We start from the raw sequence: 23,931 nt of genomic DNA, 5'->3' as shown, positions 1-23,931 counted from the left end.
TTCCGTCGTGGATTCTCCGAGAACGGGTGGCTGCCATGAGTCCTTCCTCCGGTCCCGAGGTGGTCGTCTGGGACACCACCTACGCCTGCCCCCTGCGCTGCTCGCACTGCTACTCGGAGTCGGGGCGCCGCCCGTCCCGGCAGCTGAGCCCGCCGGACATGCTCCGGGTGGCCGACGCCCTGATCGCCATGGGGCCGCGGGTCGTCGCCCTGTCCGGTGGCGAACCGCTCATCGTCCAGGGCATCTTCGAGGTGGCCGGGCGGTTGCGCGATGCCGGGGTGAAGATGTCCGTCAACACCAGCGGCTGGGTGATGAACCGGCCCCTCGCCGAGCGGCTCGCCGACCACTTCGACGAGGTGATCGTCAGCCTCGACGGCGCGACGCCCGAGGTGCACGACCGCATCCGCGGCCGGGCCGGCTCCTTCGACCGGGTCATGGCCGCGCTGGCGCTGCTGGACGAGGTGGCCGGGGAGCGCCTGGCAGCCGGGCGGGGGCGGCTGCACTTCGGCATCGACTGCGTGGTGATCCGCAGCAACTTCGGGCAGCTGGAGGAGTTCGCAGCCGATATCGCCCACCGCTTCCCCCGGCTGCGCACCCTGTCCTTCAATTCCGCCGTTCCCGAAGGGCTCGCCAGCCGCCCCGAATTCTGCCGCCGGGAACTCCTCGACGACACTCAGGTGGCCCGCCTGACCAGCGGCGAACTGCAGGCCCGGCTGCGCGAGCTCGCTCCGCCGTCCGTATCCGTCTTCACCACGGACAACTTCAACCTCGTCATGAACCCCGAGCGGGTGGCGCGCCGCATCGACACCCTGGTGATGCAGGTGGAGCCGGACGGCAGGGTGCGCGGGATCCCCGTCTACGAAGGCACGGTCGGCAGCCTCCTGGAGGAGCCCGGGGGGCTGCTGTGGGAGCGCACCCTGGAGCGGCTGGACGACCCGTTCGTCGTGGAGACCCTGTCCTCGGTGCGCTCCATGCAGACCTGGGCGGAGGCCGTCCGGCGCATGGACCTCCGCTTCGCCTCCCCGGAGGACGTGCTGAGGATCGGCCGGCGCTCGGTCCGTACCGATCCCCCGGAATTCGCCTCCGCCACCGATTCCCTGTCCGGCTGAATTCCGGCCGAATACCGGCTGCTTCCGGAGAGTTCCGGCCGAACGCCAACCGAATGCGGGCCGGAGTCCGACTGAATACCGGCCTCATGCCGCACCGCCCCCGAAGGACCGGAAGGAGGGCCCCGCCATGATGGAACTCAAGGACTACGACCGTTTCTACCGCGCGGACCCGGACTTCTTCGAATTCCCCGAGCGGCTCACCGACACGGAAGGAAGGCTCTCCGCAGCCCTCCGCGAACCGCCGGCGGGCTGGGAGCGTACGGATTCCGGCTGGTGGGTGGCGCTGCGGCCGCGGGCGGCGGAAACGCCCGTGCAGGGCTGGCTGATCCACGTCTCCGTCGCGCTCCCCCGCCTGCCCCGCGCGGCGGAAATCGTCCGGGGCTTCTGCCTCCTGCGCGGCATCGCCTTCGACGTCGTCCGCAGTCTCACCGCCGCCCGGGCGCTGGGCGACGAGCACGCCGACCGGCTCACGAGCGGCGACCTGATGACGCTCCGCCCCGCCGGCGAGGCCGCTCTCACCGGGGCGCTCACGGAACTCGCGGTCCTGCTCGACGGCCTCCCGGGCCCGTACGTCCTGGGCGCCCTGCGCCACCGCTCCGGCCCCCTGTACGTGCGCTACGGCTCATCAGGGACGCTGCGATGTCCCGAGACGCCGGCCGTGTACGGGGCCGGTGACGAGCCCCGCCTGGTGCCCGCGCTGAAGCGCCCCGACGGCACGCTCGTCCCCGAGAACCGCCGCCCCGTCTTCCGCTGCCCGGACCGGGTGACCCTGCCGGAGTTCCTGCGCCCGGACCTGGAGGCGCTGCACGCCGCACCCGGCGAGCCGCTGCCCTGGCGGGTGCTGCGCGCGCTGCACGTGACCAACGGCGGGGGCACCTATCTGGCGGACGACGGCGCCGGTAACCGCGTCGTCCTGCGCGAGGCCCGCCCGTACACCGGCCTCGACCGGCGCGGCGACGACGCCGTCACGCGCCTCGGCCGCGAACGAGCGGTGCTCGAACGGCTGGCCGGGCTGGGCCGCGTGCCCCGCGTCCTCGGCCACCACGTCCGGGCCGGTCACCACTTCCTCGCAGTGGAGCACGTCGAGGGCCGCAGCCTTGCCGAAGCCGCGGCCGCCGCCTTCCCGCTGACCACCGAGGAGCGGGCGGCCAAGGAGGCGCCCGGGTACGCCGAACTGGTCCTGGCCGTCGTGGACCGCGTCGCCGGAGCGCTGGACGAGCTCCACGCGCGGGGCGTACGCCTCGGGGAGCTCAACCCGAAGAACGTCTTCCTGCGCCCCGGCGGAGAAGTGGTCCTCACCGACCTGGAGACGGCCACGGACCTGGCCGACGACCGGCCGCCGCCCCTGGGCGAGGAGGGCTTCACGGCACCGGCCGGTCTCCGGGGTGCGGACGCCACCGCCTACCTGCTCGACGCCCTGCGCCTGTGGCTGCTCCTGCCCGTCCCGTACCGCAGCCCTGCCACCCTGCGCGTCCTCACCGGTGCCGTCGAGGAGCTGTACCCACTGCCGGCGGGCTTCGGGGGCCAGCTGCTCACGGGCCTGCTGAGCACCTCCTCTTATAAAGAGGCGGACGGGGCAGAGGCAGACGGGGAAGCAGCGGACCAGGCGGACCACGCCAGGATGCTCGCCGCGGACGAGCCCGACTGGCCGTCCCTCCGCGACTCCCTCGTCGCCGGCATCCACGCCATGGCCACCCCGGAGCGCGCGGACCGGCTGTTCCCCTGCACGCCGGCCGGCCCGGACTCCCTCGGCGGCCACGCGTTCGGCTACGGCGCGGCCGGGGTCCTCTACGCCCTGCACCGCGTGGGCGCGCCCGTGCCGGACGAGTACGCCGCATGGCTGGTGGCCTCCGCCGAGCGCGAGGGCGATCCGCGGCCGGGCCTGTACGACGGGCTGCACGGCGTCGCACTCGTCCTCGACCTGCTCGGCCGCCGCGACGAGGCCCTCGGCGTCCTCGACCGCTGCCGGCCGGCCGACGCCCGGGTCGTCCGCCCGGACCTGGCCGGCGGCAAGACGGGCATCGCCCTGAACCTGCTGCGCTTCGCGCGGGTCACCGGCGACACCGCACTCCACGACGCCGCCCTGCGCACCGCCGGGGAGCTCGCCGCGCTCGTCACGGCCGGGCCGCTCCGTGGCCGCCCGGGCGTCCCGCCGCCGTACGGGCTGCTGCACGGGGCCGCGGGCATCGCGCTGCTCTTCCTGCACCTGTACGAGGAGACGGGGGCGGGCCGCTGGCTCGGCCTCGCCGACCGGGCGGTGGGCTACGACATCGACCGGTGCACCGTCCAGCCGGACGGCGCCCTCACCCTCTTCGACGGCATGCACCACCTGCCGTACCTGCACGGCGGGAGCAGCGGGCTCGCGTTCCCCCTGCAAGGCCTGCTGCGGCACCGGCCCGACGGCGGAAGGGCCGCGACGCTCGCCGCCGTCCGGGAGACGTGCCGGGCACTGTACGTGCGCAACGCCGGGCTGCTGCGCGGGCGGGCCGGTGCGGTCCTCACGCTGGCGGCGCTGGACGGGCACGGGGGCCGGCCCGGTGCCGCCGTCCGCACCCAGATCCGCCGGCTGGCCTGGTACGCGCACTCCTACCGCGGGCACCTCGCGTTCCCGGGCTTCAGGATGCTGCGGCTCTCGGCGGATCTCGCCACCGGTTCCGCGGGCGTGCTGCTGGCCCTGGACTCCGCGTTCGAGGGGGAGTCCGCGGCGGGGCGGGAACCCGCCCTGCCGTACCTCGACCCGCGGTCGGCATCCCCACGAGCCGCAGAACGGAGGTGAATCGGATGTCGGAGATCCTGGACCTGCAGGAGCTGGAGGAGGAGACCCCCTCCCTGTGGCCCTGCGCCAACAGCTCGCACAGCTCCCTCGGCATGGGCTGACCGCCCGTGCGGACACTTGCCGCCGGGAGGAGGTGAAGCACATGTCGGAGATCCTGGAGCTGCAGGAGCTGGAGGAGGAGACGCCCTCCGTGTGGCCCTGCGCGAACAGCTACGAGAGTGCCCGCGGCGTCGCCTGACGCGCCGTTGAGTCACCGCTCGCCGTAAGACCTGCCGGCCGCGGGCTGCCCGCGGCCGGCAGGCCGGGAACACAGCCGGGCACCATGCCCCGCACGCCCCGCAGGAATCCGGGAGGGAAGGTCACATGCTCGCTCAGGGTCATCTCGTCGCGGATCCCCGCTTCGTGGAGACGCTCGACCGCATCGACGACGCGGCGGAGCGCTTCGCGCGTGCGGACGCTCCGCCGCCCCCGGGGTGGCTGCGCGCCGAGCGCGGCGGCTGGGTCAACGTGCACCGCCCGGAGGCCCGGCTTCCCCGGCAGGGCTGGAAGATCCACGCCTCCGCCACGGCCGCCCGGGCGGAGCACGTGATCGACACGGTCTGGGACTACTGCACGGAGCGCGGCATCTGCTTCAAGTTCCTGCGCAGCCCCGCCGTCCACCGGCAGGTCGACAGCAAGCAGGGCCCGCGCACGGCGGGCGGCAAGCTGGTCACCGTCTACCCGGCTGACACGCAGGAGCTGGAGCGGACGCTGACGGACCTCGCGGCGCTGCTGCGCGGGGTGGAGGGCCCGTACGTCCTGAGCGACCTGCGCTGGGGCGACGGGCCGCTGTACGTGCGCTACGGCGGCTTCCGCCTGGCCTACTGCTTCTCGCCCGAGGGCGAGTACGTGCCGGCGATGGAGGGGCCCGGGGGCGGGCTCGTGCCCGACGTGCGGGGCACGTCCTTCCGGGTGCCGCCGTGGGTGGAGGTGCCGGCCTTCCTCGCGGCCCGAATGCAGGAGGCGAGGAAGGCCGGCACCCCCGGGGGCTTCCCCTACCGGGTCGAGAAGGCACTGCACTTCTCGAACGGCGGCGGGGTGTACCGCGCCGTGGAGAAGGGTTCCGGGCGGCGCGTGGTGCTCCGCGAGGCCCGCCCCCACGCCGGTCTCGACGACAGCGGCACGGACGCCGTCGCCCGCCTGGACCGCGAGCACGCGGTGCTCCGGCGGCTGGCCGGCCTCGGCTGCGTGCCCCGGGTGTACGCGCGGACGCGCCACTGGGAGCACCACTTCCTCGTGGAGGAGCTGGTCGAGGGCGAGACCCTCCAGGAAGCGGTCGGGCGGCGCCACCCCCTCTTCCGGCACGGCTCCGGCGAGGACGAGGTCGCCGCGTACACGCAATGGGCCTGCGACGTCCTCGGGCGGATCGAGAAGGCGGTGGCCGAACTGCACGGGCGGGGCATCGTCTTCGGGGACCTGCAGCCCGGCAACGTCATCGTGCGCCCCGACGGCAGCGTCTGCCTGGTCGACTTCGAGACGGCCTTCGAGACGGCGTCCCCGGCGGACGAGGACGCCCGGCCCGCCCTGGGCACGCCGGGGTTCACCGCCTCGTGGGCCCGGTCGGGCACCGCCGTCGACACGTACGGCCTCGCCGCCCTGGCCCTCGCGCTGTTCTGCCCTCTGACGCCGCTCCTGCGCTTCGACGCGGAGAAGTACGCGCAGCTGGCGGGGTGGGCGGAGCGGCGGTTCCCGCTGCCGCCCGGTTACGCCGCACGCCTGCGCGCGGACCTCGCGCCGCCCGCCGGGGCCGCCGCGGCCACCGACGACGACCCGCCGGACGGCTCCCGCTGGCCGGAGGAGTGCACGGCCGGCGGGCGGGCCGCGCTGGACTCCCTGCGCGAGGCGATCCTGCTCAGTGCGACGCCGGAGCGGCAGGACCGGCTGTTCCCCGGGGACGTGCGGCAGTTCGACAACCAGGGCGCGTCCCTGGCGTTCGGTGCGGCAGGGGTGCTGCACGCCCTGCACGTGACGGGGCACACGGACTACGCGGCGTTCGGCGACCACGTCGAGTGGCTGGTGCGGGCCGCCGAGCGGACGCGCTGGCCCCGGCCCGGCCTGTACGACGGGCTCGCGGGCGTCGCGTACGTCCTGGACGAACTGGGGCGGCCCGAGGCGGCGCGGGAGGTGCTCGCGCGGCTGGACGGCACCGGCCTGCGGGGCTGCGGCGCGGGCCTGTTCGGCGGCCTGGCGGGCATCGGCCTGGCCCGGCTGCACTTCGGCGAGGCGGAGGCGGCGGCCCGGCTCGGCGCCCGGCTGGCGCAGGCGCTCGCGGGCGGGAAACCCCTCGCGGGCAAGGCGGACGCCGTGGGGCTCACGCACGGCTGGTCGGGACCGGCACTGCTCTTCACGCGGCTGTACGCGACGACGGGAGAGGCGTCCTGGCTGCGGCACGCGGAGACCGCGCTGGCCAGGGACCTCGGGCGCTGCGCGGCATCCCCGACCGGCGAGGTCCACGTCAAGGAGGGGGAGCGCCTGCTGCCGACACTGGACCGCGGGAGTGCGGGCATCGCCCTCGCCCTCGACACGTACGTCCGCCATCACGAGGACGTGCACTTCGCGCTGCTGCGCGACCGGATGCGCGACGGCCTCGGCACCGAACTGCTGCTCTCCCCCGGTCTCCTGGACGGACAGGCGGGGCTGCTGTACGCCCTCGCCCACCTGGCCGGCCCAGGCCCCGCACTGGCTGCACACCTGCGGAGCCTGGGCCTCCACTGCGTGCGGTTCAAGGGCCGGCGGGCCTTCGCGATGGACGGGCTGCTGCGGCTGTCCATGGACCTCGCCACCGGCACCGCGGGCGTCCTGCTGGCGGTGCACACGGCGCTGGCCGGCGGCCCGGCCCGGATGCCGCACGCCCCGCTGCCCCTGCTCGCCCCGCCGCCGTCGCCGGAGCCCTCGCCCGCGCCCTCGGCCTCGTATTCGTCCGGCGTACGGCTGCCGCGGGCGCGGCCGTGAGACTCAGGTGTCCCGGGCCGCGGACCGGCCCGCCGCCCGGCAGCCTCCGCCGGAACCGGGACTTCCAGCTCCTGTGCGCGGGCCAGGGGCTCTCCATGCTGGGGTCCGGCGCCTCGGCCGTCGCGCTGCCCCTGCTGGTCCTGCAGGTCACGCACTCGCCGCTGCGCGTGGGGCTGGTGGAGGCGGTGTGGACGGGCGCGCTGGCGCTGGCGTGCCTGCCGGCCGGACCGGTCGCCGACCGCTTCGACCGCCGCACGGTCCTGCTGGTCTGCGAAACCGGCCGGGCGGTGGCGAGCGCGGCTCTGGCGGCCGCCGTCCTCACGGGCTTCTCCCCGCTGCCGGTGCTGCTGGCCGCGGGCGTCGTGCTGGGCTTCCTCACGGCGCCGTTCAACGCGGCGGTGCTGCCGGCGGTCCGGGAGGTCGTGCCGGAGAGCAGGCTGGCCACCGCGCTGGCCGTCAACCAGGTGCGGGGGCAGCTCGCCTTCCTGCTGGGGCCGGTCGCGGGGGGCATGCTCTTCGAGGCGGCACCGAGCTGGCCGTTCTGGCTGGACAGCGCGTCCTACGCGGTCTCCGCCGGGTGTGTCCGCGCGCTCCGTACGCACACCGGGCCGCCCGGTCGGGAGGCGGCGGCCGGACACGAGGGCTGGTGGCGGTCGTTCACCACGGGCATCGGCTTCCTGTGGGGCGAGCGGGTGCTGCGCCGGCTGACCCTGATCGCCTCGGCGCAGAACTTCGTCTTCGACGGGGTGTACCTGGCGATCGTGGTGACCAGTGCCCGCGAGGGGGCGTCGGGGGGCGCGGTCGGGATGCTCACCGCGCTCTCCGCGGCGGGGGCGATGGCCGGGGTGCTCCTCGCGCCACGGGTAGGCCGGGCGCTGCCCCCTTCCAGGGTGTTGCTGACGACCGGGGTGCTGTGCGCGCTGCTCGTGGGCGCGATGGCCTTCGCGGCGAGTGCGCTGGTGCTGGCCGTGCTGCTGGCGGGGTGCGCGCTCGCCGTGGCCGTCGCCGGTTCGGTGCTGACGGTCGCCCGGCTGCTGCGGACGCCGGCCGGTCTGCAGGGCAGGGTGAACAGCGCGATCGGGCTGCTGTTCATGGCCACTCCCCCGCTGGGCTCGTCGCTGACCGGCCTCTTCCTGGACGAACTGCCCGGCTGGACGCTGTTCTTGTGCTTCGGCGGGGTCCTTGCGCTCCTCGCTTTCCTCGCGCCGCACGAGGCCGCGTTCGCCTCCGCCGACTCTCTGGACCGTTCGAACGGTGTAGGACACACTCGGGCCCATGCAATGGACTGACATCCAGCAGATCGCGGCGCGACTCGCCGCGCAGCACCCGGACCGCAAGCCGCTCGCCGTCGAATTCCCCGAGGTCCGTGACCTGGTGACCGGGCTGGAAGGCTTCAGCGACGACCCGGCCCGCTACAACGTACGCATTCTGGAGTCCATACAACTGGCCTGGTGCGACAGAACGGAGTGACCCGGTTCACCGCTCGCCGCCCGCCTGCCGTCACCGGCCGCCCGGCGGGCGGCCGGTGACGCCTTTACCCCGGGCCCCGGCCGCATCGACAGCATCGAACCGGACATCGTCGGAAAACTCCGCGCCAGATCCTTGTCGCGCACCTGTCAACTTACGGGGGAAGCTGGCACCATCCTCTCGATTCACTCCTGCATCAACGGGCAGTCCGCCCTGGGATGTCCGATCCCTCGCCGGGCCGCGGCCCGGCGCCCCTGCAAGGAGACAGAGTTGAGACCCATAACCCCCCGCAGCCGCACCCTCCGCACCACCGCCGTCCTCGCCTCCGCCGCCCTGTGCGCCGTCGCCGTCCAGACCGGCGTGGCAGGCGCCCAGGCCGAGCGCGGCCCCGGCGCCATGGCGGTCCAGCTGAGCCCGGACCAGCGCGCCTCCGAGATGCGCGGCGCCCAGGAACACGCGACCGCCACCGCCGGGAAGATCGGCCTGGGCGCCAGGGAGAAGCTGGTGGTCCGGGACGTCGTCAAGGACGCGGACGGCACCGTGCACACCCGCTACGAGCGCACCTACGACGGCCTCCCGGTCCTCGGCGGCGACCTCGTCGTCCACCAGGACACGGCCGGCCGGACCACCGTCACCAAGGCGACCGAGGCGAAGCTTGCCCTGGCCTCGACCGACGCCCGGCAGCCCGCCTCCGCCGCGGCGAAGGCCGCACTGTCGGCCGCCTCGTCGGCCCACACGGCGAAGCCCTCCGCCGGCACCCCGCGCAAGGTCGTCTGGGCCGCCTCCGGCACACCGGTCCTCGCGTACGAGACCGTGGTCGAAGGCGTACAGCCCGACGGCACCCCCAGCGAACTGCACGTCATCACCGACGCGGCGACGGGGTCCGAGCTCTTCCGCCACGAGGCGGTCGAGACGGGCACCGGCACCAGCCAGTACAGCGGCACCGTGCCGCTCACCACGACCAAGAGCGGCAGCAGCTACCAGCTCAACGACGGTGCGCGCGGCGGCCACAAGACCTACGACCTCAACCAGGGCTCCTCGGGCACGGGCACGCTCTACACCAACGCGACCGACACCTGGGGCGGCGGCCGCCAGACCGCGGGCGTCGACGCGCACTACGGCGCGGCCGTCACCTGGGACTTCTACAAGAACGTCCTCGGCCGCAACGGCATCCGCAACGACGGCAAGGGCGCCTACTCCCGCGCCCACTACGGCAACGGCTACGTCAACGCGTTCTGGAACGACTCGTGCTTCTGCATGACCTACGGTGACGGGACGGGCAACAAGAAGCCGCTCACGGCCATCGACGTCGCGGGCCACGAGATGAGCCACGGCGTCACCGCCGCGACCGCAAAGCTGATCTACAGCGGCGAGTCGGGCGGCCTCAACGAGGCGACCTCCGACATCTTCGGCACCGCCGTGGAGTTCTACGCCAACAACTCCTCCGACGTCGGCGACTACCTCATCGGCGAGAAGATCGACATCTTCGGCAACGGCAAGCCGCTGCGCTACATGGACAAGCCGTCGAAGGACGGCAACTCCGCCGACAACTGGTCCAGCGGCGTGGGCGGCAAGGACGTCCACTACTCCTCCGGCGTCGCCAACCACTTCTTCTACCTGCTCTCCGAGGGCAGCGGCGCGAAGAAGATCAACGGCGTGCAGTACGACAGCCCGACGGCCGACGGCTCCAAGGTCACCGGAATCGGCCGGGACAAGGCCACCAAGATCTGGTACAAGGCCCTCTCCACGTACATGACGTCCAGCACCAACTACAAGGCCGCGCGCACCGCGACGCTGTCGGCCGCGGGCGCCCTGTACGGCACCGGCAGCACCGAGTACAAGACCGTCGGTGCGGCCTGGAGCGCGGTCAACGTCAAGTAGGCCCCTCTTCTCTTCCCCGCTCCTCGCACCGCCTTTCCCGCTCGCCGCTCCATGGTCACCGCTCCTCCGGGCCCGCCCCCACCTCCACAGGGGGCGGGCCCCTCGCCGTGCCGCGGACCCTCCGGATCCGGCCATACACCGGCCCCTACATGTGCCGAGAGAAAATGCCAAAACTCTCCCCTCCCGGCGCTGTCATCGAATACCTTCCGTCGCAGCGGACACGCCGCTGGTAATCGGGCACGGGGGGCTGGAGAGGATCGTGTGACCGGTATCGACGGGTGCCTGGCCGAGGCCATGACCATTCCGGGCGCGCGGGGCGCGAGCCTCGTGGACTGGACGAGCGGGCTCGCGCTGGGCGAGGTGGGCGAGGGTCCCGGACGCGACCACGAGAGCGCGGCCGCCGACACCGCGGAGCTGGCCCGGCTCGCCTTCGAGAACAGCGCGTTCACCGGGGCGACGGCGCGCACGGGCCCCGTCGAGGACCTGATCGTCACCGCGCGCGGCAGCTACCACCTCGTCCGTTTCGTGGAGACGGATTTCGACAGCAGCGTCTTCCTCTACCTGTGGCTGGACCGCGCCGAGGCGAACCTCGCCGTCGCCCTGTTCCGGATCAAGAGCCTGACCGACAGGCTGGTCCTGGCATGAAGGCCCCCGGCTTAAGCCGGCCGGAAGCCCCCGGCGCCACCGCCGGGGACCTCCTGGACCGGCTCGCCGCCGAGCGGGCCACGGGCGCCCTGCACAGCTGCGTCGGCGCGCTCTACCTCGCCGACGGGGCGGTGGTGCACGCCGAGAGCCCGTCGGTGCCCGACCTGGGCCGGCGGCTGACCGCCGGAGGGCGGCTGTCGCCGCAGGCGTGGGAGGAGGCGGTCGCGGAGGGCGGGCCCGGCTACCGGGCGGGCAGCCTCCTCGTGGAGCGCGGCCGGCTGAGCCGCGGCGAGCTGGAACTGTGCCACCTCAGCGCGCTCTTCGACGCCGCCTACTTCGTCCTCACCCCGCTCGACCCGGCGCAGCGCGCCCCCGACCGCTTCCTCGGGGAGGCCCGGCACTGGCTCGGGCCCATCCGCCCCGTCGCCGTGGCGCTGCTCCGGCGGGAAGTCGCCCGCAGGCGGCGGCTGCTGGAACGGGCCTGGCCGCGGCCGGAGGTGGACGCCGCGCCGGTCGTGCCCACCGCGGGCGCCGGCCACGGAGGCCCGGCCCCGGCGAGCGGGCGGCAGGCGGTGCTCGCGGCCGCCGACGGCGTCCGCACCCCCGTGCAGATCGCGCGGGCCCTGGGGCGCCCGGCCTTCGCCACCCTCCTCGACGTGCGCCGGCTGGCGGCGGCCGGCCTGGTCCGCACGCCCTGCGCCGACGCCCCGCCCGCTCCGGAGCCACCGCCTCCCGCGGCTCCGGAACTCTCCCTGCTGTACCGGATCCGCGACGCCCTGGAGGCCCTGTGACGCTCCGCCTGGAGGCCCTGTGACGTTCTGTACGGCCCGCACGGCCCCTCCGACAGCAACGCCCCGCACGACCGTCCCGTACGCCGGCCACCCCCTGCCGGTCCCATGATGAGGCGCGCTTTCAGACCGTTCGCCGGAAGGAGACAGCCGATGACCGCCGCACCCGAGGTGCTCGCCGAGCTCCAGGGGTTACGGGCCCGGGTTCCGCACCTGACCGGGGCGATGGTGGCCAGCACGGACGGGCTGGTGATCGCGCACCTGGTCACCGGCATGGAGCCGGACGGCGTGGCCGCGCTGACCGCGGCGGCGCTCGGCGTGGGCGCGCGACTGGCGGACGCCGTGGGGCACGGCGGCTTCCGCGAACTGCTCGTCAGCGGCGACCACGGGTACGTGGCGACGTACGCGGCCGGTCCCTCCTCCGTGCTGACGCTGCTGGCCACGGCCGACGCCAACGTCGGCCGGCTGAACCTGGAGGCCCGGCGGGCCGGGGCCCGGATCGCCCCGCTGACCGGCGGGGCCCTGGAGCGCCGGGAGCGGGCACCCGCGCCGCCCCCGCCCGCCCGCTCCCCGCTGGCCCCGGCGCCCCCGGCGCCGCCTTCCCTGCCCTCCCCGCCTTCCCTGCCTTCCCTTCCGTCGCGGCCCGGCACCTCCCGGCCCGCGAAGTCCCGTCCCGACAACCAGAGCGGAACCGACTCATGACGAACACCGAAACGGCCCTCAAGGACGCGATGAGCTCGATCGAGGGAGCCCTCGGCGTGGCGCTCGTCGACTACGGCAGCGGCATGGCGCTGGGCACGCTCGGCGGGTCCCAGTCGCTCGACCTCAACGTGGCCGCCGCGGGCAACACGGACGTGGTCCGGGCGAAGCTGCGGACGATGGAGATGCTCAACATCCAGGACGCCATCGAGGACATCCTGATCACCCTCGGCTCGCAGTACCACCTGATCCGGCTGCTGACCGGCCGCGGCGGCAACGGCCTCTTCCTGTACCTGGTGCTGGACGCGCGGCGCGCCAACCTCGCGATGGCGCGCCACCAGCTGAAGCGGATAGAGGCGGAGCTGGAGGTCTGACGCCCCGGCGCCGGGGTGCCGGGTCCGGGAGCGCCCCGGCTCCCGGCTCCCGGCCTCCGGCTAACGGCGGTTGCCGCTTCCGTTGTGGTCCAGGAGCGAGATGCGGTCCGCGAGGTGCGACAGCGGGTTGTTGCCGTTGCCGGTCACCGATCCGCTGGTGCACTGCTGCTGTTCCTGCGAGGTGAGGACCGGCACGTCCTGCACGCCGATGTTGATCAGCAGGAGCAGGGACTGCACGCCGAGCTTGCCGACGCCGATGCAGAGGTCGTTGAGCGTGCCCTGGACCGCGCTCAGCTGCGGGCTGCCGTGACCGCCGGTGAGCGTCCCGCCGACGCCGGTCCGCGCGCCGTTGGCGTTGGCGACGTCCCGGCTGTCGCCGATGGCCGCCGCAGGGCCGGCGAACACGCCGACCGCCGAGGCCGTCAAGGCCGTTGCGGCCATCACCTTCTTGAGCACGTCAGCGCCTTTCGCTCGGTCCGCGGTTCCCCGTGGGGACGCGCACTGAACAACTCCCCCATGTCGTAAATGTTCCGTGTTGTCACCCATTCGACCTCCCTCAGGCGCCGGGCCGCTTGCCTTCACAATGCGTAGTCGACAAGATGCGGTGCGTCATCAACCGTGCGGGCTCGTCTGCCGGGCCCGGGCCGCCAGGAAAGGTCGTGCGCGTGCAACCGGAGGGCTCAGAGGGTTCAGCGGAGGACGACCGGGCCGTGGCCGTCGTGGGGGTGGCCTGCCGGCTGCCCGGCGGCATCAGTGATCCGGCGGCGCTGTGGGAGGCCCTGGAGCAGGGGCGGGACCTGATCACCCGGGTGCCGGAGGACCGGTTCGAGACGGCCCGCTTCGTGGACGCGTCGGCGCCGCGCCCCGGCAAGAGCTACACGGCGGCGGGCGGTTTCCTGGACGACATCGCGGGCTTCGACGCGGGCTACTTCGGCATCTCGCCCAGGGAAGCCGCGCAGATGGACCCCCAGCAGCGGCTGCTGCTGGAGCTTGCCACCGAGGCCTTCGACGACGCCGCGATCGACCCGGCGTCGCTGGCCGGCTCGGACACCGCCGTGTACGTGGGGATCTCCGACACGTCCTACGCCGCCCGGCAGATGCTGCGGATCGAGGGCGTCGACGCCTACACCATGACGGGCGGCGCGGCGTCGATCGCCGCGAACCGGATCTCGTACGCCTTCGACCTGCGCGGCCCCAGCATGGCCGTCGACACCGCGTGCTCGTCGGCGCTCGTGGCGCTGGACCGGGCCTGCCGCACCCTGCGCGAGGGCACCAGCCGCACGGCGGTGTCCGCCGGCGTCAACGTGCTGCTGAGCCCTTACCCGTACGTGGGGTTCTCGCAGGCGTCGATGCTCTCGCCGAACGGGAGGTGCGCGGCGTTCTCGGCCGCGGCCGACGGCTACGTGCGGGCGGAGGGCGGCGGTGTCGTGGTCCTCAAGCTGCTGCGGGACGCCCTGGCCGACGGCGACCGGGTCCACGGGGTGATCCTGGCGACGGCCGCCAACAGCGACGGCCGGACGGCGGGGCTGGCGCTGCCGAACCCGCGGGCGCAGGAAGAGCTGTTGACGACGGTGTACGCGCAGGCGGGCGTGGACCCCGACGAGGTGGTCTACCTGGAGGCGCACGGGACCGGGACCTCCGCCGGGGATCCGGCCGAGTGCGAGGCCATCGGCCGGGCGCTGGGGACGCGGCGCCTGCGGGGGCCGCTGCCGGTGGGTTCCGTCAAGTCCAACCTGGGCCACCTGGAACCGGCTTCGGGGATGGCCGGGCTGCTCAAGGCGCTCCTGGTGCTGCAGCACCGCAGGATCCCGGCCTCGCTGCACGCCCTGCCACTCAATCCGGGGATCGACTTCGCGGGCCTGGGGCTGGCCCCGGCCACGGAGGCCCGGCCGGTCGAGGGTGACGCCGGACGGCCGGTCGTCGGCGTCAACTCGTTCGGTTTCGGGGGCGCGAACGCCCACGCCGTGATCGCGGCCGCCCCGCAGCCGCCGCCGCGTGCCCGGGGGACGGGCGGGCGGCGGACGCTTCCGTTCGTGGTGTCCGCCCGGACGCCCGAGGCGCTGGCGCAGGCGGCGGCGCGCGCCGCCGAGCAGCTGGGCCGGGCCCGGCCGGGCGACTTCTACGACCTCGCGCACACCAGTTGCGCCCGCCGCGGCAAGCACCCGTTCCGTGCGGCGGTGCTGGCCGACGGCCCGCGGGAGGCCGCGCAGGCGCTGGCGCGGCTCGCCCCGCGCGCCCCGCTCCCCCCGCAGCCGCCGGCGGCGGCCCCGGCCGTGGAAGCCGTCACCGGCGAGGCCGTCCGGCGGGGCCGGATCGCGTTCGCGTTCTGCGGCAACGGCGCCCAGTGGGCGGGCATGGGAGCCGACTTGCTGGCGGCCGACCCCGTCTTCCGGTCGGCGGTGGAGGCCGTGGACGCGGCGCTGGCCCCGCGCCTGGGCCGGTCCGTGGTCAAGGAGCTCAAGGAGGCGTCGCCCGAGCGCATGAGGGCCACGGAAGTGGCCCAGCCGCTGCTGTTCGCGCTGCAGACCGGCGTGGTGGCCGTGCTCCGCGCCCACGGCATCGCGCCGTCGGCCGTGCTGGGCCACAGCGTCGGCGAGGTCGCGGCCGCCCACGCGTCGGGGGCGCTGGACCTGGAGCAGGCGGCGTGGGTGATCGCCGAACGCAGCCGGGCGCAGGCGCCGCTGGCCGGCTGCGGGCGGATGGCGGCCGTGGGCATGTCCCGGGAGCGGGCCGAGGAGCTGCTGGCCGGGTATCCGGGGCTGGAGGTGGCGGGGGTCAACTCCCCCCGGGACGTGACCGTCGCGGGCCCGCAGAAACAGCTGTACCGGCTGCTGGGCGACCTGGCCGGGCGGGGCGTGGTCTGCGCCGAACTCGACCTGGACCACGCGTTCCACAGCGCCGCCATGGACCCTCTGCGCGCCCCGCTGCACGAGGCCCTCGCGGGCCTTCGCCCCGGCCCCGCGCGCGTACCGCTGCTCTCCACCGTCACGGGCGGCCCGCTGGAAGGGCCCGAGCTGGACGCGGAGTACTGGTGGCGCAACGTCCGCGAGCCGGTGCTGTTCTCCGGCGCCGTCGAGGGGGCCCTCGCGCAGGGCGCCGACATCCTCCTGGAGATCGGCCCGCAGCCGGTCCTGCAGAGCTACCTGCGCCGTATCACCGCCGCCCACGAGGCTCCGGGGCCCCGGACGGTGGCCCGTACGCTGCGCAAGGGCGACGACGGGGCGCGCGCGCTGCGCACCGCGGTGGCGGGCCTGCTCGCGGCCGGCGCGGAGGCCGACTGGAGCGCGTGCTTCCCGCGGCCCGGCCGGGTGGCGTCGCTGCCGGCCTATCCCTGGCAGCGCGAACGGCACTGGAGCGGCGGCCCGGAGTCGTGGGTGCGCAGCAGCGGGGACGGCCGTACGGAACATCCGCTGCTGGGCGAGCGCATGCCGGCACCGCTTCCGGTGTGGCACGGCGCCGTCGAGCCGGCGCGGCTGCCGTGGGTCGCCGACCACCGGCTCGGCGGGTCCGTCGTCATGCCCGCGACCGCCTACGTGGAGATGGCGCTGGCGGCGGGCCGCCGGGTGCTGGACACCGCGGTGGAGGCCGACCATCTGGAGTTCGTCCGCCCGCTGTTCGTGCCGTGGAACGAACCGGGCCGGGTGCACACGCAGGCGTCGTTCGACCCCGAGGACGGGGTGGTGCTGATCAGCAGCACGGACGACCAGACCACGGGCCAGAGCCGGCACGCGCGCGGGCGCGTGCGTGCCCGCTGGGGCCGGCCTCCGGAGCCGGTCGACCTGGCCGCCGCGCGCGCCCGCTGCGGCCGCCATGTCAGCGGGGAGGAGCACTACCGGCGGGTGGGCGAGGCCGGGCTCGGCTACGGCCCGTGCTTCCAGGTGCTGACCGGCCTGTGGGCGGGCGAGGGGGAGGTCGTCGCGGCCTACGGCGACCCGGGCCCCCTGGAGGGCTGCGAGATCAGCCCGGCCCTGCTGGACGGGGCGGTGCAGACGGGAGCACCGCTGCTGGACGACGAGATCCTCGCCGGGCACACGTACTTGCCGACGGCGATGGACGCGGTCCGCGTCTGGCGCGCTCCGGCGGCCACGGGCATGGTGCACGTGCGCGAGCGCGGCCGGACGGCGACGGAGGTGTGCTGGGACATCGCGGTCACCGACGAGGACGGCACGGTCGCGGTGGAGCTGCGGGGCTGCCGGCTGCGGCGGCTGACCGGCGTCCGCAAGACGCCCGTGACCCGGCAGCGGACGGTGCTGCGGGCCGCGCCGTCGACCGTGGGCCCGCCGGGTTCCTGGCCCGTGGCGGCCCCGCGGGAGATCGCCGAGCGGGCCGCGAACCGCATCCTCGCGCTGCGCCGGGACTGGCGCACGACCGGCTATCCGCGCTTCGCCGCCCGCACGCACGAGGCCACGGCCCATGCCTACGCGGCCGCTCTCGGCGGCCTCCTGGAGGGTGCGGGCGGTTCCTTCACGGTGGGTGACCTGGTGGCGGGCGGCATGCTGCCGCGGCACCGGCAGGCCGTCGAGCTCATGCTGGCCTCCATGGCGGAGTACGGGCTGGTGCGCCAGGACCCGGACGGCCGCTGGCGCCCGGAGGGCGAGCCGCGGTGCGCGGTGGGGATGCTGCGCGAGGCGATGCGGGAGCAGCCGGCGTTCACGGCGGAACTGATGCTGCTGGCCCGCCAGTTCCTGCACCTGGGCGACGTCCTGCGGGGCGCGCGCGATCCGCTGGACCTGCTGGGCGTGGACGGCGCCACGTCGTCGCTGGAGCAGCTGTACGACGTGGCGCCGGTGCTGCGCTTCCACCACCGCGTCGCGCAGGCGCTGGTGCGCGAGGCGGTGGCGGGCCTGCCGGCGGACAGGCCGCTGCGCGTGCTGGAGATCGGTTCGGGCACCGGCGGGGCGACCGCGGCCCTGCTGCCCCTGCTGCCGCCCGAGCGCACCCGCTACCTCTTCACGGACGCGTCGCCGTCGTCCTTCACCCGGGCCCGGCAGCGCTTCGGCGCGTACGACTTCGTGGATTACGCCGTGTTCGACCTCGACGCCGACCCGGCCGCGCAGGGACTGCCCGAGGGCGGCTTCGACCTCGTGGTCGCGGCCGGCTCCCTGCACGGGAGCAAGGACCTGGAGGCGGCGGTGCGCCGGGTGGCGTGGCTGACGGCCCCGGGCGGGCACCTGCTGCTGACCGAGGCCCACGACCCGCTGTTCCTGCTCCCGCTGTTCGGTGCGCCGGAGAGCTTCTGGGACCGTACGGACACCGGGCTGCGGCCCCGCTCGCCGCTGCTCGGCCGGGAGGAGTGGCCCGGTCTCCTCGCCCGCTGCGGTTTCACCGGCACGGTGCGGACCGGTGACGACGCGGAGCCCGCCCGCGACGACTTCTCGGTGTTCCTGGCCGTGCGCGACGCCCCGCCGCCGGAGCGGCCGGCGCTGCCCGCCGCCGGCATCGGCACCGCCTGGATCGTGGCGGCGGAGGGTCCGGAGGAAGACGGGCTGGCGGGGGCGACGGCGGGCCTCCTGCGGGCGGCCGACGGCTTCGAGGTGCACGCCACGGTGGCGAGTGAGGACCCGGACGTGTGGGCCCCGTTGCTGTCCCGGGAGACGGTGATCGTCCTGGTGCTGGCGCCCGCCGGGCCCGACGACCCGCACACCGTCGTGGAACGCGTGACGCGGCGCAGTGCGGTGCTGCGGGCCCTGGCGGCGGCGGCACGGCGGCGGTCCGGCGCCGGGAGCATCTCCCTGTGGCTGGTGACGCGGCCCTGCGGCGCGCTGCCGGAGCCCCATGTGACCGAGCCCGCCCTGGCCGACGCCGCCACGTGGGGCGCGGCGCAGTGCTTCGGCAACGAGCACCCGGCGCTGACGACGCGCCGGGTCTCCCTCGCGCGCACCGGGGACACGGCCCTCGACGCCGACCGGCTGGCCCGCGAGCTCCTCGCCCCGTCGGACGAGACGGAGATCGTCCTGACGCGCGGCGGCGGCCGGTTCGTCCCGCGCGACGAGGAGTTCCCCCGCCCCCGCGTGCCCGCGGCCGCCGCGGACACCTTCGCCCTGGAGGTGCGCGAACCGGGCCTGTCGTTCCGGCCGGTGTGGGTGGAGACGGAGCGGCCCGCGCCCGGCCCCGGCGAGGTCCTGATCACCGTACGGGCGGCCGCGCTCAACTACCACGACGTGGTCCTGGCCACCGGCGTCCTGGCCGGCGAGGAGTCCGCCGGCGGACGCTTCGAGGCGCGCTACGGGCTGGAGTGCGCGGGGACGATCACGGCCGTCGGGCCGGGCGTCAGCGGATTCGCCGTGGGCGACCGGGTGTTCGCCAGCGGCACGGACTGCCTCGCCTCGCACCTGGTCACCGCCGCGGACGCCGTCGCCCGCATCCCCGGCGACATGGGGTTCGCCGAGGCGGCCACCCTGCCCGCCGTGTTCCTGACCGTGCACTACGGCCTCGGGTGGCAGGCCCGGCTCGCGGCAGGGGAGACGGTGCTCGTGCACGGCGGGGCGGGCGGCGTGGGGCTCGCGGCCCTGCAGTACGCGCGCCTGCACGGAGCGCACGTCATCGCCACGGCCGGCAGCCCCGCCAAGCGCGACCTGCTCCGCGCGCTGGGCGTCGAGCACGTCCTGGACTCGCGCAGCCTCGCCTTCGCCGCCCGGGTGCGGGAGCTGACCGGCGGGCGCGGAGTGGACGTCGTCCTGAACTCCCTGGCGGGCGAGGCCGTCCCGCGCAGCCTGGAACTGCTGCGCCCCGGCGGCCGCTTCGTCGAGCTCGGCAAGCGCGACATCCTGGAGAACAACCGGCTGCTGCTGCGCCCGTTCGAGCGCGACCTCGCCTTCTTCGGCGTCAACCTCCTGGCCCTGCTGGCGGACCCGGACCGGGCGGCGGCGCTGTTCGCCGAGGTCGGGGAGCGGATCGGGGCGGGAGAGTACCGGCCGCTGCCGCACACGCTCGTGCCTGCCGCCCGCGTCGAGGAGGCCTTCCGGCTTCTGCAGCACTCCCGGCACGTCGGCAAGGTCGTCGTCGCCTTCGACCCGCTCGACGAGCCCGTCCCCGTCGAACCCCGGGCCCGCGGACCGCGCCTCGACGCCGACGGCACGTACCTCGTCACCGGCGGCCTCGGCGGGTACGGAGCCGCGGCCGCGCTCTGGCTCGCCCGGCACGGCGCGCGCCACCTGGCCCTCGTCGGCCGGCGGGGAGCGGAGACCCCCGGCTGCGAGGAACTGCTCGAGGAGCTCGCCCGGCACGGGGCGCGGGCCGTGCCCCACGCCGCGGACGTCACCGACCTGCCGTCCATGCGGAAGGTCGTGGAGGAGATCGACGCGAGCGGGCACCGGCTGCGCGGCGTGGTGCACTGCGCGATGCACCTCGACGACGCCCCGCTGGAGGAGCTCACCGACGACCGGTTCCGCGCCGTCCTGGCCCCCAAGGCCGCCGGCGGGGCCGTGCTCGACGCGCTCACCCGGGGCCGCGAGGACCTGGACCTGTTCTGGATGTTCTCGTCCGTCGCGGCGCGCGTCGGGCAGCTCACCCAGGCCCCGTACGCGGCGGGCAACCTCTGCCTCGAAGCGCTCGTCCGCCGGCGCCGCGCGGCCGGCGAAGCGGGGCTGGCCGTCGGCTGGGGCGCCCTCGGCGGCACCGGCTACGTGGCCCGCAACGGCCTCGCCGCGTCCCTGGCCCACGGCGGCCTGGAGACCCTCTCACCGCGCGAGGCGTTCGACGCGGCCGGGGTGCTGCTGGGCGACGGTACGGACGTGGCCGGCGTCGCCCGCTGCAACTGGGCGCGCCTGCGCGCCTTCCTGCCCTCGCTCGCCGCGCCCCGCTACCGCCGGCTCGTCCCCGAACCCGACGAGGAGACCGGCCGCACGCACGCGGAGATCGTGCAGTCCCTCACGACGATGGATCCCGAGAACGCGCTGCGGACGCTCACCGGCCAGCTGGTGCGGATCCTGGCCGGCATCCTCCACCTCGACCCCGCCCGGATCGACCCGGGCCGGCGCATCGAGGAGTACGGCGTGGACTCGCTCATGGCCGCCGAGCTGCTCGCCACGCTGCGCCGCCGCTTCGACGTCCAGGTGCCGCCCATGGAGCTGATGCGCGGCGGCGGCACGGCCGCCGACATCGCGCGCATCGTCCACCTGCGGCTGGGCCTCGGCACGGGCGCCGCCGCGCAGCCGCCGCCGGCCGGGGCCGCGGCGCCTCTCCCGGGGGTCCCGGCGCAGCCCGGGCCCGCCGGGGACCCGGCGGAGCAGGCACCGCCGTGCTGACGGCCCTGGCCCGCTTCAGCACGCGGTACCGCCGGGCGGTCCTCGCCGTGGCCGCGCTCGCCACCGTGGCCTGCGGGCTGCTCGGCCACGGCGTGGCGGCGCGGCTGGCGGGCGGCGGCTGGACGGCGCCCGGCTCGCCCTCGGCCCGCGCCGAGGCCCTGCTGTCCGGCCGGTTCCACGCGGGCGCGCCCGACGTCGTCCTGCTGGCCCGCGCCCCGGAGCAGGTGGACGCGCCCGCCGCCCGCGCGGCGGGGCTCGCCCTCGTCGGCCGGCTCTGCCGGGAGCCGGGGGTGACCGGCGTGGACTCCTACTGGACCGGCCCCGTCACCCGCGGCTCGTGCCCGGCGGGGCGCGGCGGTGACAGCGGCGTCGACGACGCCGCGCTGCGCTCGGACGACGCCCGTACGGCGCTCGTGGCCGTACGCCTGGAGGGCGGCGGGCGGGCCGCGCGGGCGGCCGTCGAACGCCTGCTGCCGCTCGCCACCGCGCCGCGGGGTCCCCTGCGCGTGCAGGCCACCGGGCACGCCGTCCTCGACCGCGCGCTGGAACGCTACAGCGAACGCGACCTGCTGCGGACCGAACTGCTCGCGGTGCCCGCCACCTTGCTGCTCCTGCTCTTCGTCTTCGGGAGCGTGGCCGCGGCCTGCCTGCCGCTCGCGGTGGGTGCGGTCGCGGTGGCCGGCACCCTGGCCGTGCTGCGCGTCCTGACCGCCGTGACCGAGGTGTCGACATTCGCGCTGAACATCACGGCCGCCGTGGGCCTCGCGCTCGCCGTCGACTACAGCCTCTACCTGGTGGCGCGCTACCGCGAGGGAATCGCCGCGGGGCAACCGCCCGAGGAGGCCCTGGAGGGCGCGGTCCGCACGGCCGGGCGGACCGTGGTCGTCTCGGCGGCGGCCGTGGTGCTGTGCCTGCTCGGGCTGCTGCTGTTCCCGCTGTACTTCCTGCGCTCGATGGCCTTCGCCGGGGCGGCGGTGGTGCTGCTCGCGGCCGTCGCCGCCCTGCTGCTCGTCCCGGCGGCGCTCGCCTGCTTCCCCCGTGCCGTCGGCCGGGGGGACCTGTTCGCGCGGTGGCGCCGGCCGCCGGGCCGGGCGCGCGACGGGTGGCGGCGGCTGGCCCTGCGCGTGATGCGCCGCCCGCTGCTGGTCACGGCGGTCACCACCGGGGCGCTGCTCGTCCTCGCGCTCCCCTTCCGGCAGGTGGTCTTCGGCTTCAGCGACGACCGGGTGCTGCCCCGGGAGGCGCCCGAGGTGCGGGCGACCCGGGCCCTGCGGGACGGCTTCCCCCAGCTGCGCAACCCCGTCGAGGTGGTTCTGCCGGGGTGGCGGCCCGACGGCCGCGGCCGGGTCGCGGAGCTGGACGCGTACGCCCGGCGGCTGTCGGCCCTGCCCGGCGTGCTGGCGGTGCGGACGGCGACCGGCTCGTACGTCCAGGGCCAGGACGTCCCGCTCGCCTGCCCGGCCGACGCGCCCACCGCGCAGGGTGTGCTGCCCGGCTGCCCGGCCCTGCGGCACTTCGCCTCGCCCGCCGGCACCTGGCTGGCCGTCAGCGGGGAGGCCGACCCGTACGCCCCGGAGTCCACCGCGCTCGCCGGCCGGCTGCGGGCGGCGCGGGCACCGGCGCCGGTGCTGCTCGGCGGGCCCACCGCGCAGTTCCAGGACGCCCGGGACGTCCTCGCTCGCCGGATGCCGTGGACGCTGGGCGCGATGGCCGCCGCCACGTTCCTGCTGCTCCTGGCGTTCACCCGGAGCCTGTTCCTGCCGCTGAAGGCGCTCGCGGTCAATCTGCTCAGCCTGACCGCGACGTTCGGCGCCATGGTGTTCATCTTCCAGCAGGGCCACCTCAAGTGGCTGGTGGGCGACTTCACGGCCACCGGCACGGTCAGCATCGTCGTGCCCGTCGTCGCGTTCTGCCTCGCCTTCGGGCTTTCCCTGGACTACGAGATCCTGCTGCTGGCCCGGATCGGCGAGGCCCACGCCCGGACCGGCGACACCGTGCGCGCCACGGCCGCCGGGCTCCAGGCGGCGGCGCCGCTGTTCACCGCCTCCGCCGCGCTCGTCCTGGTGGTGCTGCTCGCCCTGGCCACGGCCGAGGTCGCCCTCATGAAGCTCCTCGCCGTCACCACCGCCCTGTCGGTCGTCCTGGACACGGTGGTGATCCGCCCGCTCCTGGTGCCCGCCGTGATGCGGCTGGCCGGGCGCGCCAACTGGTGGCTGCCGTCCCTGCCCCGGCAGCGCTCGCGGACGGCCGGAACGACGACCGGCCTCCCCGCTCTCCCGGAGGCGGCCGATGCCCGCCTCCTCGGTACCTCACGCCCCAAGGAGCTCCCATGACCCCGGACCGGACCGTCCCCCTCGCACGCCGCCTCACCACGATTGCGGTGTCGGCCCTCCTTGCCCTCGGCGCGCCCGCCGCCACCGGGCGGGCCCCGGAGGCCGCCGCCAGGGCGGCAACGGGCCACCTCACGTGCTCCGTACGGACCGTGCCGGGCCGGCCGTTCACCTTCACTCCCCCGATCGGCGCCGTGCCGCGCCCCGTCCGCGCCGCCGGGACCGTCCTGCTGGACGGCTGCTCCTCGCCGGACGGCAGCCTGCCGCGCATCGCCTCCGGCGTGCTCGAACTCCAGGGCAACGCCCTGGCGAGCTGCACACGCGTGACCGGCGCCCGCGGTACGGGCCGGATCGTCTGGTACGGCGCCGCCGGGCGCTCGGGCCGCGCGCTGGGCACGTCGGTGCTCACCCTCACTCCGCAGGCGGGTTCCTCGGCGGTGTCCAGCGCCTTCCTCTCCGGAACGGTCACCTCGGGCATGCTGATGCACCAGCAGGCGAGGGGGCGCGTCTCGGCTCCGGGGTCCGAGCGCTGCCTCACGCACGGGCTGCCGGCGGTCGACGCCGCGGGGAGCGTCTCCTTCGCCTGACCGTGATCTCCCCGGGGCTGCGGCGCAGTTCGCAGCTC

14 protein-coding genes are annotated in these 23,931 nt (G+C 75.4%); 13 read left to right on the top strand and 1 reads right to left on the bottom strand.

Going from position 1 to position 23,931, the window contains the following annotated elements; genetic code table 11:
- Positions 1-35 precede the first annotated feature (35 nt).
- The 10 genes from ACFZCD_RS08970 to ACFZCD_RS08925 all read left to right on the top strand — a co-directional run bounded on the left by ACFZCD_RS08970 (position 36) and on the right by ACFZCD_RS08925 (position 12,730).
- Positions 36-1,109, top strand: coding sequence for a radical SAM protein (locus tag ACFZCD_RS08970; RefSeq protein WP_391829125.1), 1,074 nt, complete (start codon positions 36-38; stop codon positions 1,107-1,109).
- A gap of 127 nt (positions 1,110-1,236) precedes the next feature.
- Positions 1,237-3,885, top strand: a complete 2,649-nt coding sequence (lanKC, locus tag ACFZCD_RS08965) for a class III lanthionine synthetase LanKC (protein ID WP_391829124.1) — start codon at positions 1,237-1,239, stop codon at positions 3,883-3,885.
- 363 nt (positions 3,886-4,248) lie between these two features.
- Positions 4,249-6,876, top strand: coding sequence for a class III lanthionine synthetase LanKC (gene lanKC, locus ACFZCD_RS08960; RefSeq protein WP_391829123.1), 2,628 nt, complete (start codon positions 4,249-4,251; stop codon positions 6,874-6,876).
- On the top strand, positions 6,873-8,165 hold the full coding sequence (locus ACFZCD_RS08955) for an MFS transporter (protein WP_391829122.1): 1,293 nt from the start codon (positions 6,873-6,875) through the stop codon (positions 8,163-8,165). Before lanKC (ACFZCD_RS08960) ends, ACFZCD_RS08955 begins: the two co-directional genes overlap by 4 nt.
- Entirely contained in the window at positions 8,152-8,346 is a 195-nt protein-coding gene (iscX, locus tag ACFZCD_RS08950) for a Fe-S cluster assembly protein IscX (RefSeq protein ID WP_391829121.1), read from the top strand. Before ACFZCD_RS08955 ends, iscX begins: the two co-directional genes overlap by 14 nt.
- A 267-nt stretch (positions 8,347-8,613) precedes the next feature.
- Positions 8,614-10,224, top strand: coding sequence for a M4 family metallopeptidase (locus ACFZCD_RS08945; RefSeq protein WP_391829120.1), 1,611 nt, complete (start codon positions 8,614-8,616; stop codon positions 10,222-10,224).
- A gap of 261 nt (positions 10,225-10,485) precedes the next feature.
- A complete protein-coding gene (locus tag ACFZCD_RS08940; protein WP_391829119.1) occupies positions 10,486-10,869 on the top strand; it encodes a hypothetical protein in 384 nt (127 codons plus the stop codon).
- The gene (locus tag ACFZCD_RS08935) at positions 10,866-11,660 is read left to right on the top strand and encodes a transcriptional regulator (protein WP_391829118.1); all 795 of its coding nucleotides are present in this window, start codon (positions 10,866-10,868) and stop codon (positions 11,658-11,660) included. Before ACFZCD_RS08940 ends, ACFZCD_RS08935 begins: the two co-directional genes overlap by 4 nt.
- Before the next feature lie 150 nt (positions 11,661-11,810).
- Positions 11,811-12,359, top strand: a complete 549-nt coding sequence (locus tag ACFZCD_RS08930; protein WP_391829117.1) for a roadblock/LC7 domain-containing protein — start codon at positions 11,811-11,813, stop codon at positions 12,357-12,359.
- Positions 12,356-12,730 carry a hypothetical protein gene (locus ACFZCD_RS08925; RefSeq protein ID WP_391829116.1) on the top strand — a complete coding sequence of 125 codons (375 nt, stop codon included), beginning with the start codon at positions 12,356-12,358 and terminating at the stop codon, positions 12,728-12,730. The genes ACFZCD_RS08930 and ACFZCD_RS08925 overlap by 4 nt, the downstream gene beginning before the upstream one ends.
- Before the next feature lie 60 nt (positions 12,731-12,790).
- On the opposite strand, the gene ACFZCD_RS08920 is transcribed toward ACFZCD_RS08925, so the two are convergent.
- A complete protein-coding gene (locus tag ACFZCD_RS08920) occupies positions 12,791-13,186 on the bottom strand; it encodes a rodlin (RefSeq protein ID WP_391829115.1) in 396 nt (131 codons plus the stop codon).
- 203 nt (positions 13,187-13,389) lie between these two features.
- Between ACFZCD_RS08920 and ACFZCD_RS08915 the strand changes: the two genes are divergently transcribed.
- Genes ACFZCD_RS08915 through ACFZCD_RS08905 form a run of 3 tightly spaced genes read left to right on the top strand, consistent with a single transcriptional unit; the run spans position 13,390 to position 23,893 of the window.
- Complete coding sequence (locus ACFZCD_RS08915; RefSeq protein ID WP_391829114.1) at positions 13,390-20,976, top strand: SDR family NAD(P)-dependent oxidoreductase; 7,587 nt, start codon at positions 13,390-13,392, stop codon at positions 20,974-20,976.
- Positions 20,970-23,309 (top strand): MMPL family transporter, encoded by a 2,340-nt coding sequence (locus ACFZCD_RS08910; RefSeq protein WP_391829113.1) that lies wholly within the window; start codon positions 20,970-20,972, stop codon positions 23,307-23,309. The genes ACFZCD_RS08915 and ACFZCD_RS08910 overlap by 7 nt, the downstream gene beginning before the upstream one ends.
- Positions 23,306-23,893, top strand: coding sequence for a hypothetical protein (locus ACFZCD_RS08905; RefSeq protein WP_391829112.1), 588 nt, complete (start codon positions 23,306-23,308; stop codon positions 23,891-23,893). The genes ACFZCD_RS08910 and ACFZCD_RS08905 overlap by 4 nt, the downstream gene beginning before the upstream one ends.
- Positions 23,894-23,931: the final 38 nt, after the last annotated feature.

This window comes from Streptomyces sp. NPDC008001, from assembly GCF_042958085.1.
In the GTDB taxonomy this organism is placed as follows: domain Bacteria; phylum Actinomycetota; class Actinomycetes; order Streptomycetales; family Streptomycetaceae; genus Streptomyces.
This window is presented reverse-complemented; position numbering and strand designations above follow the sequence as displayed.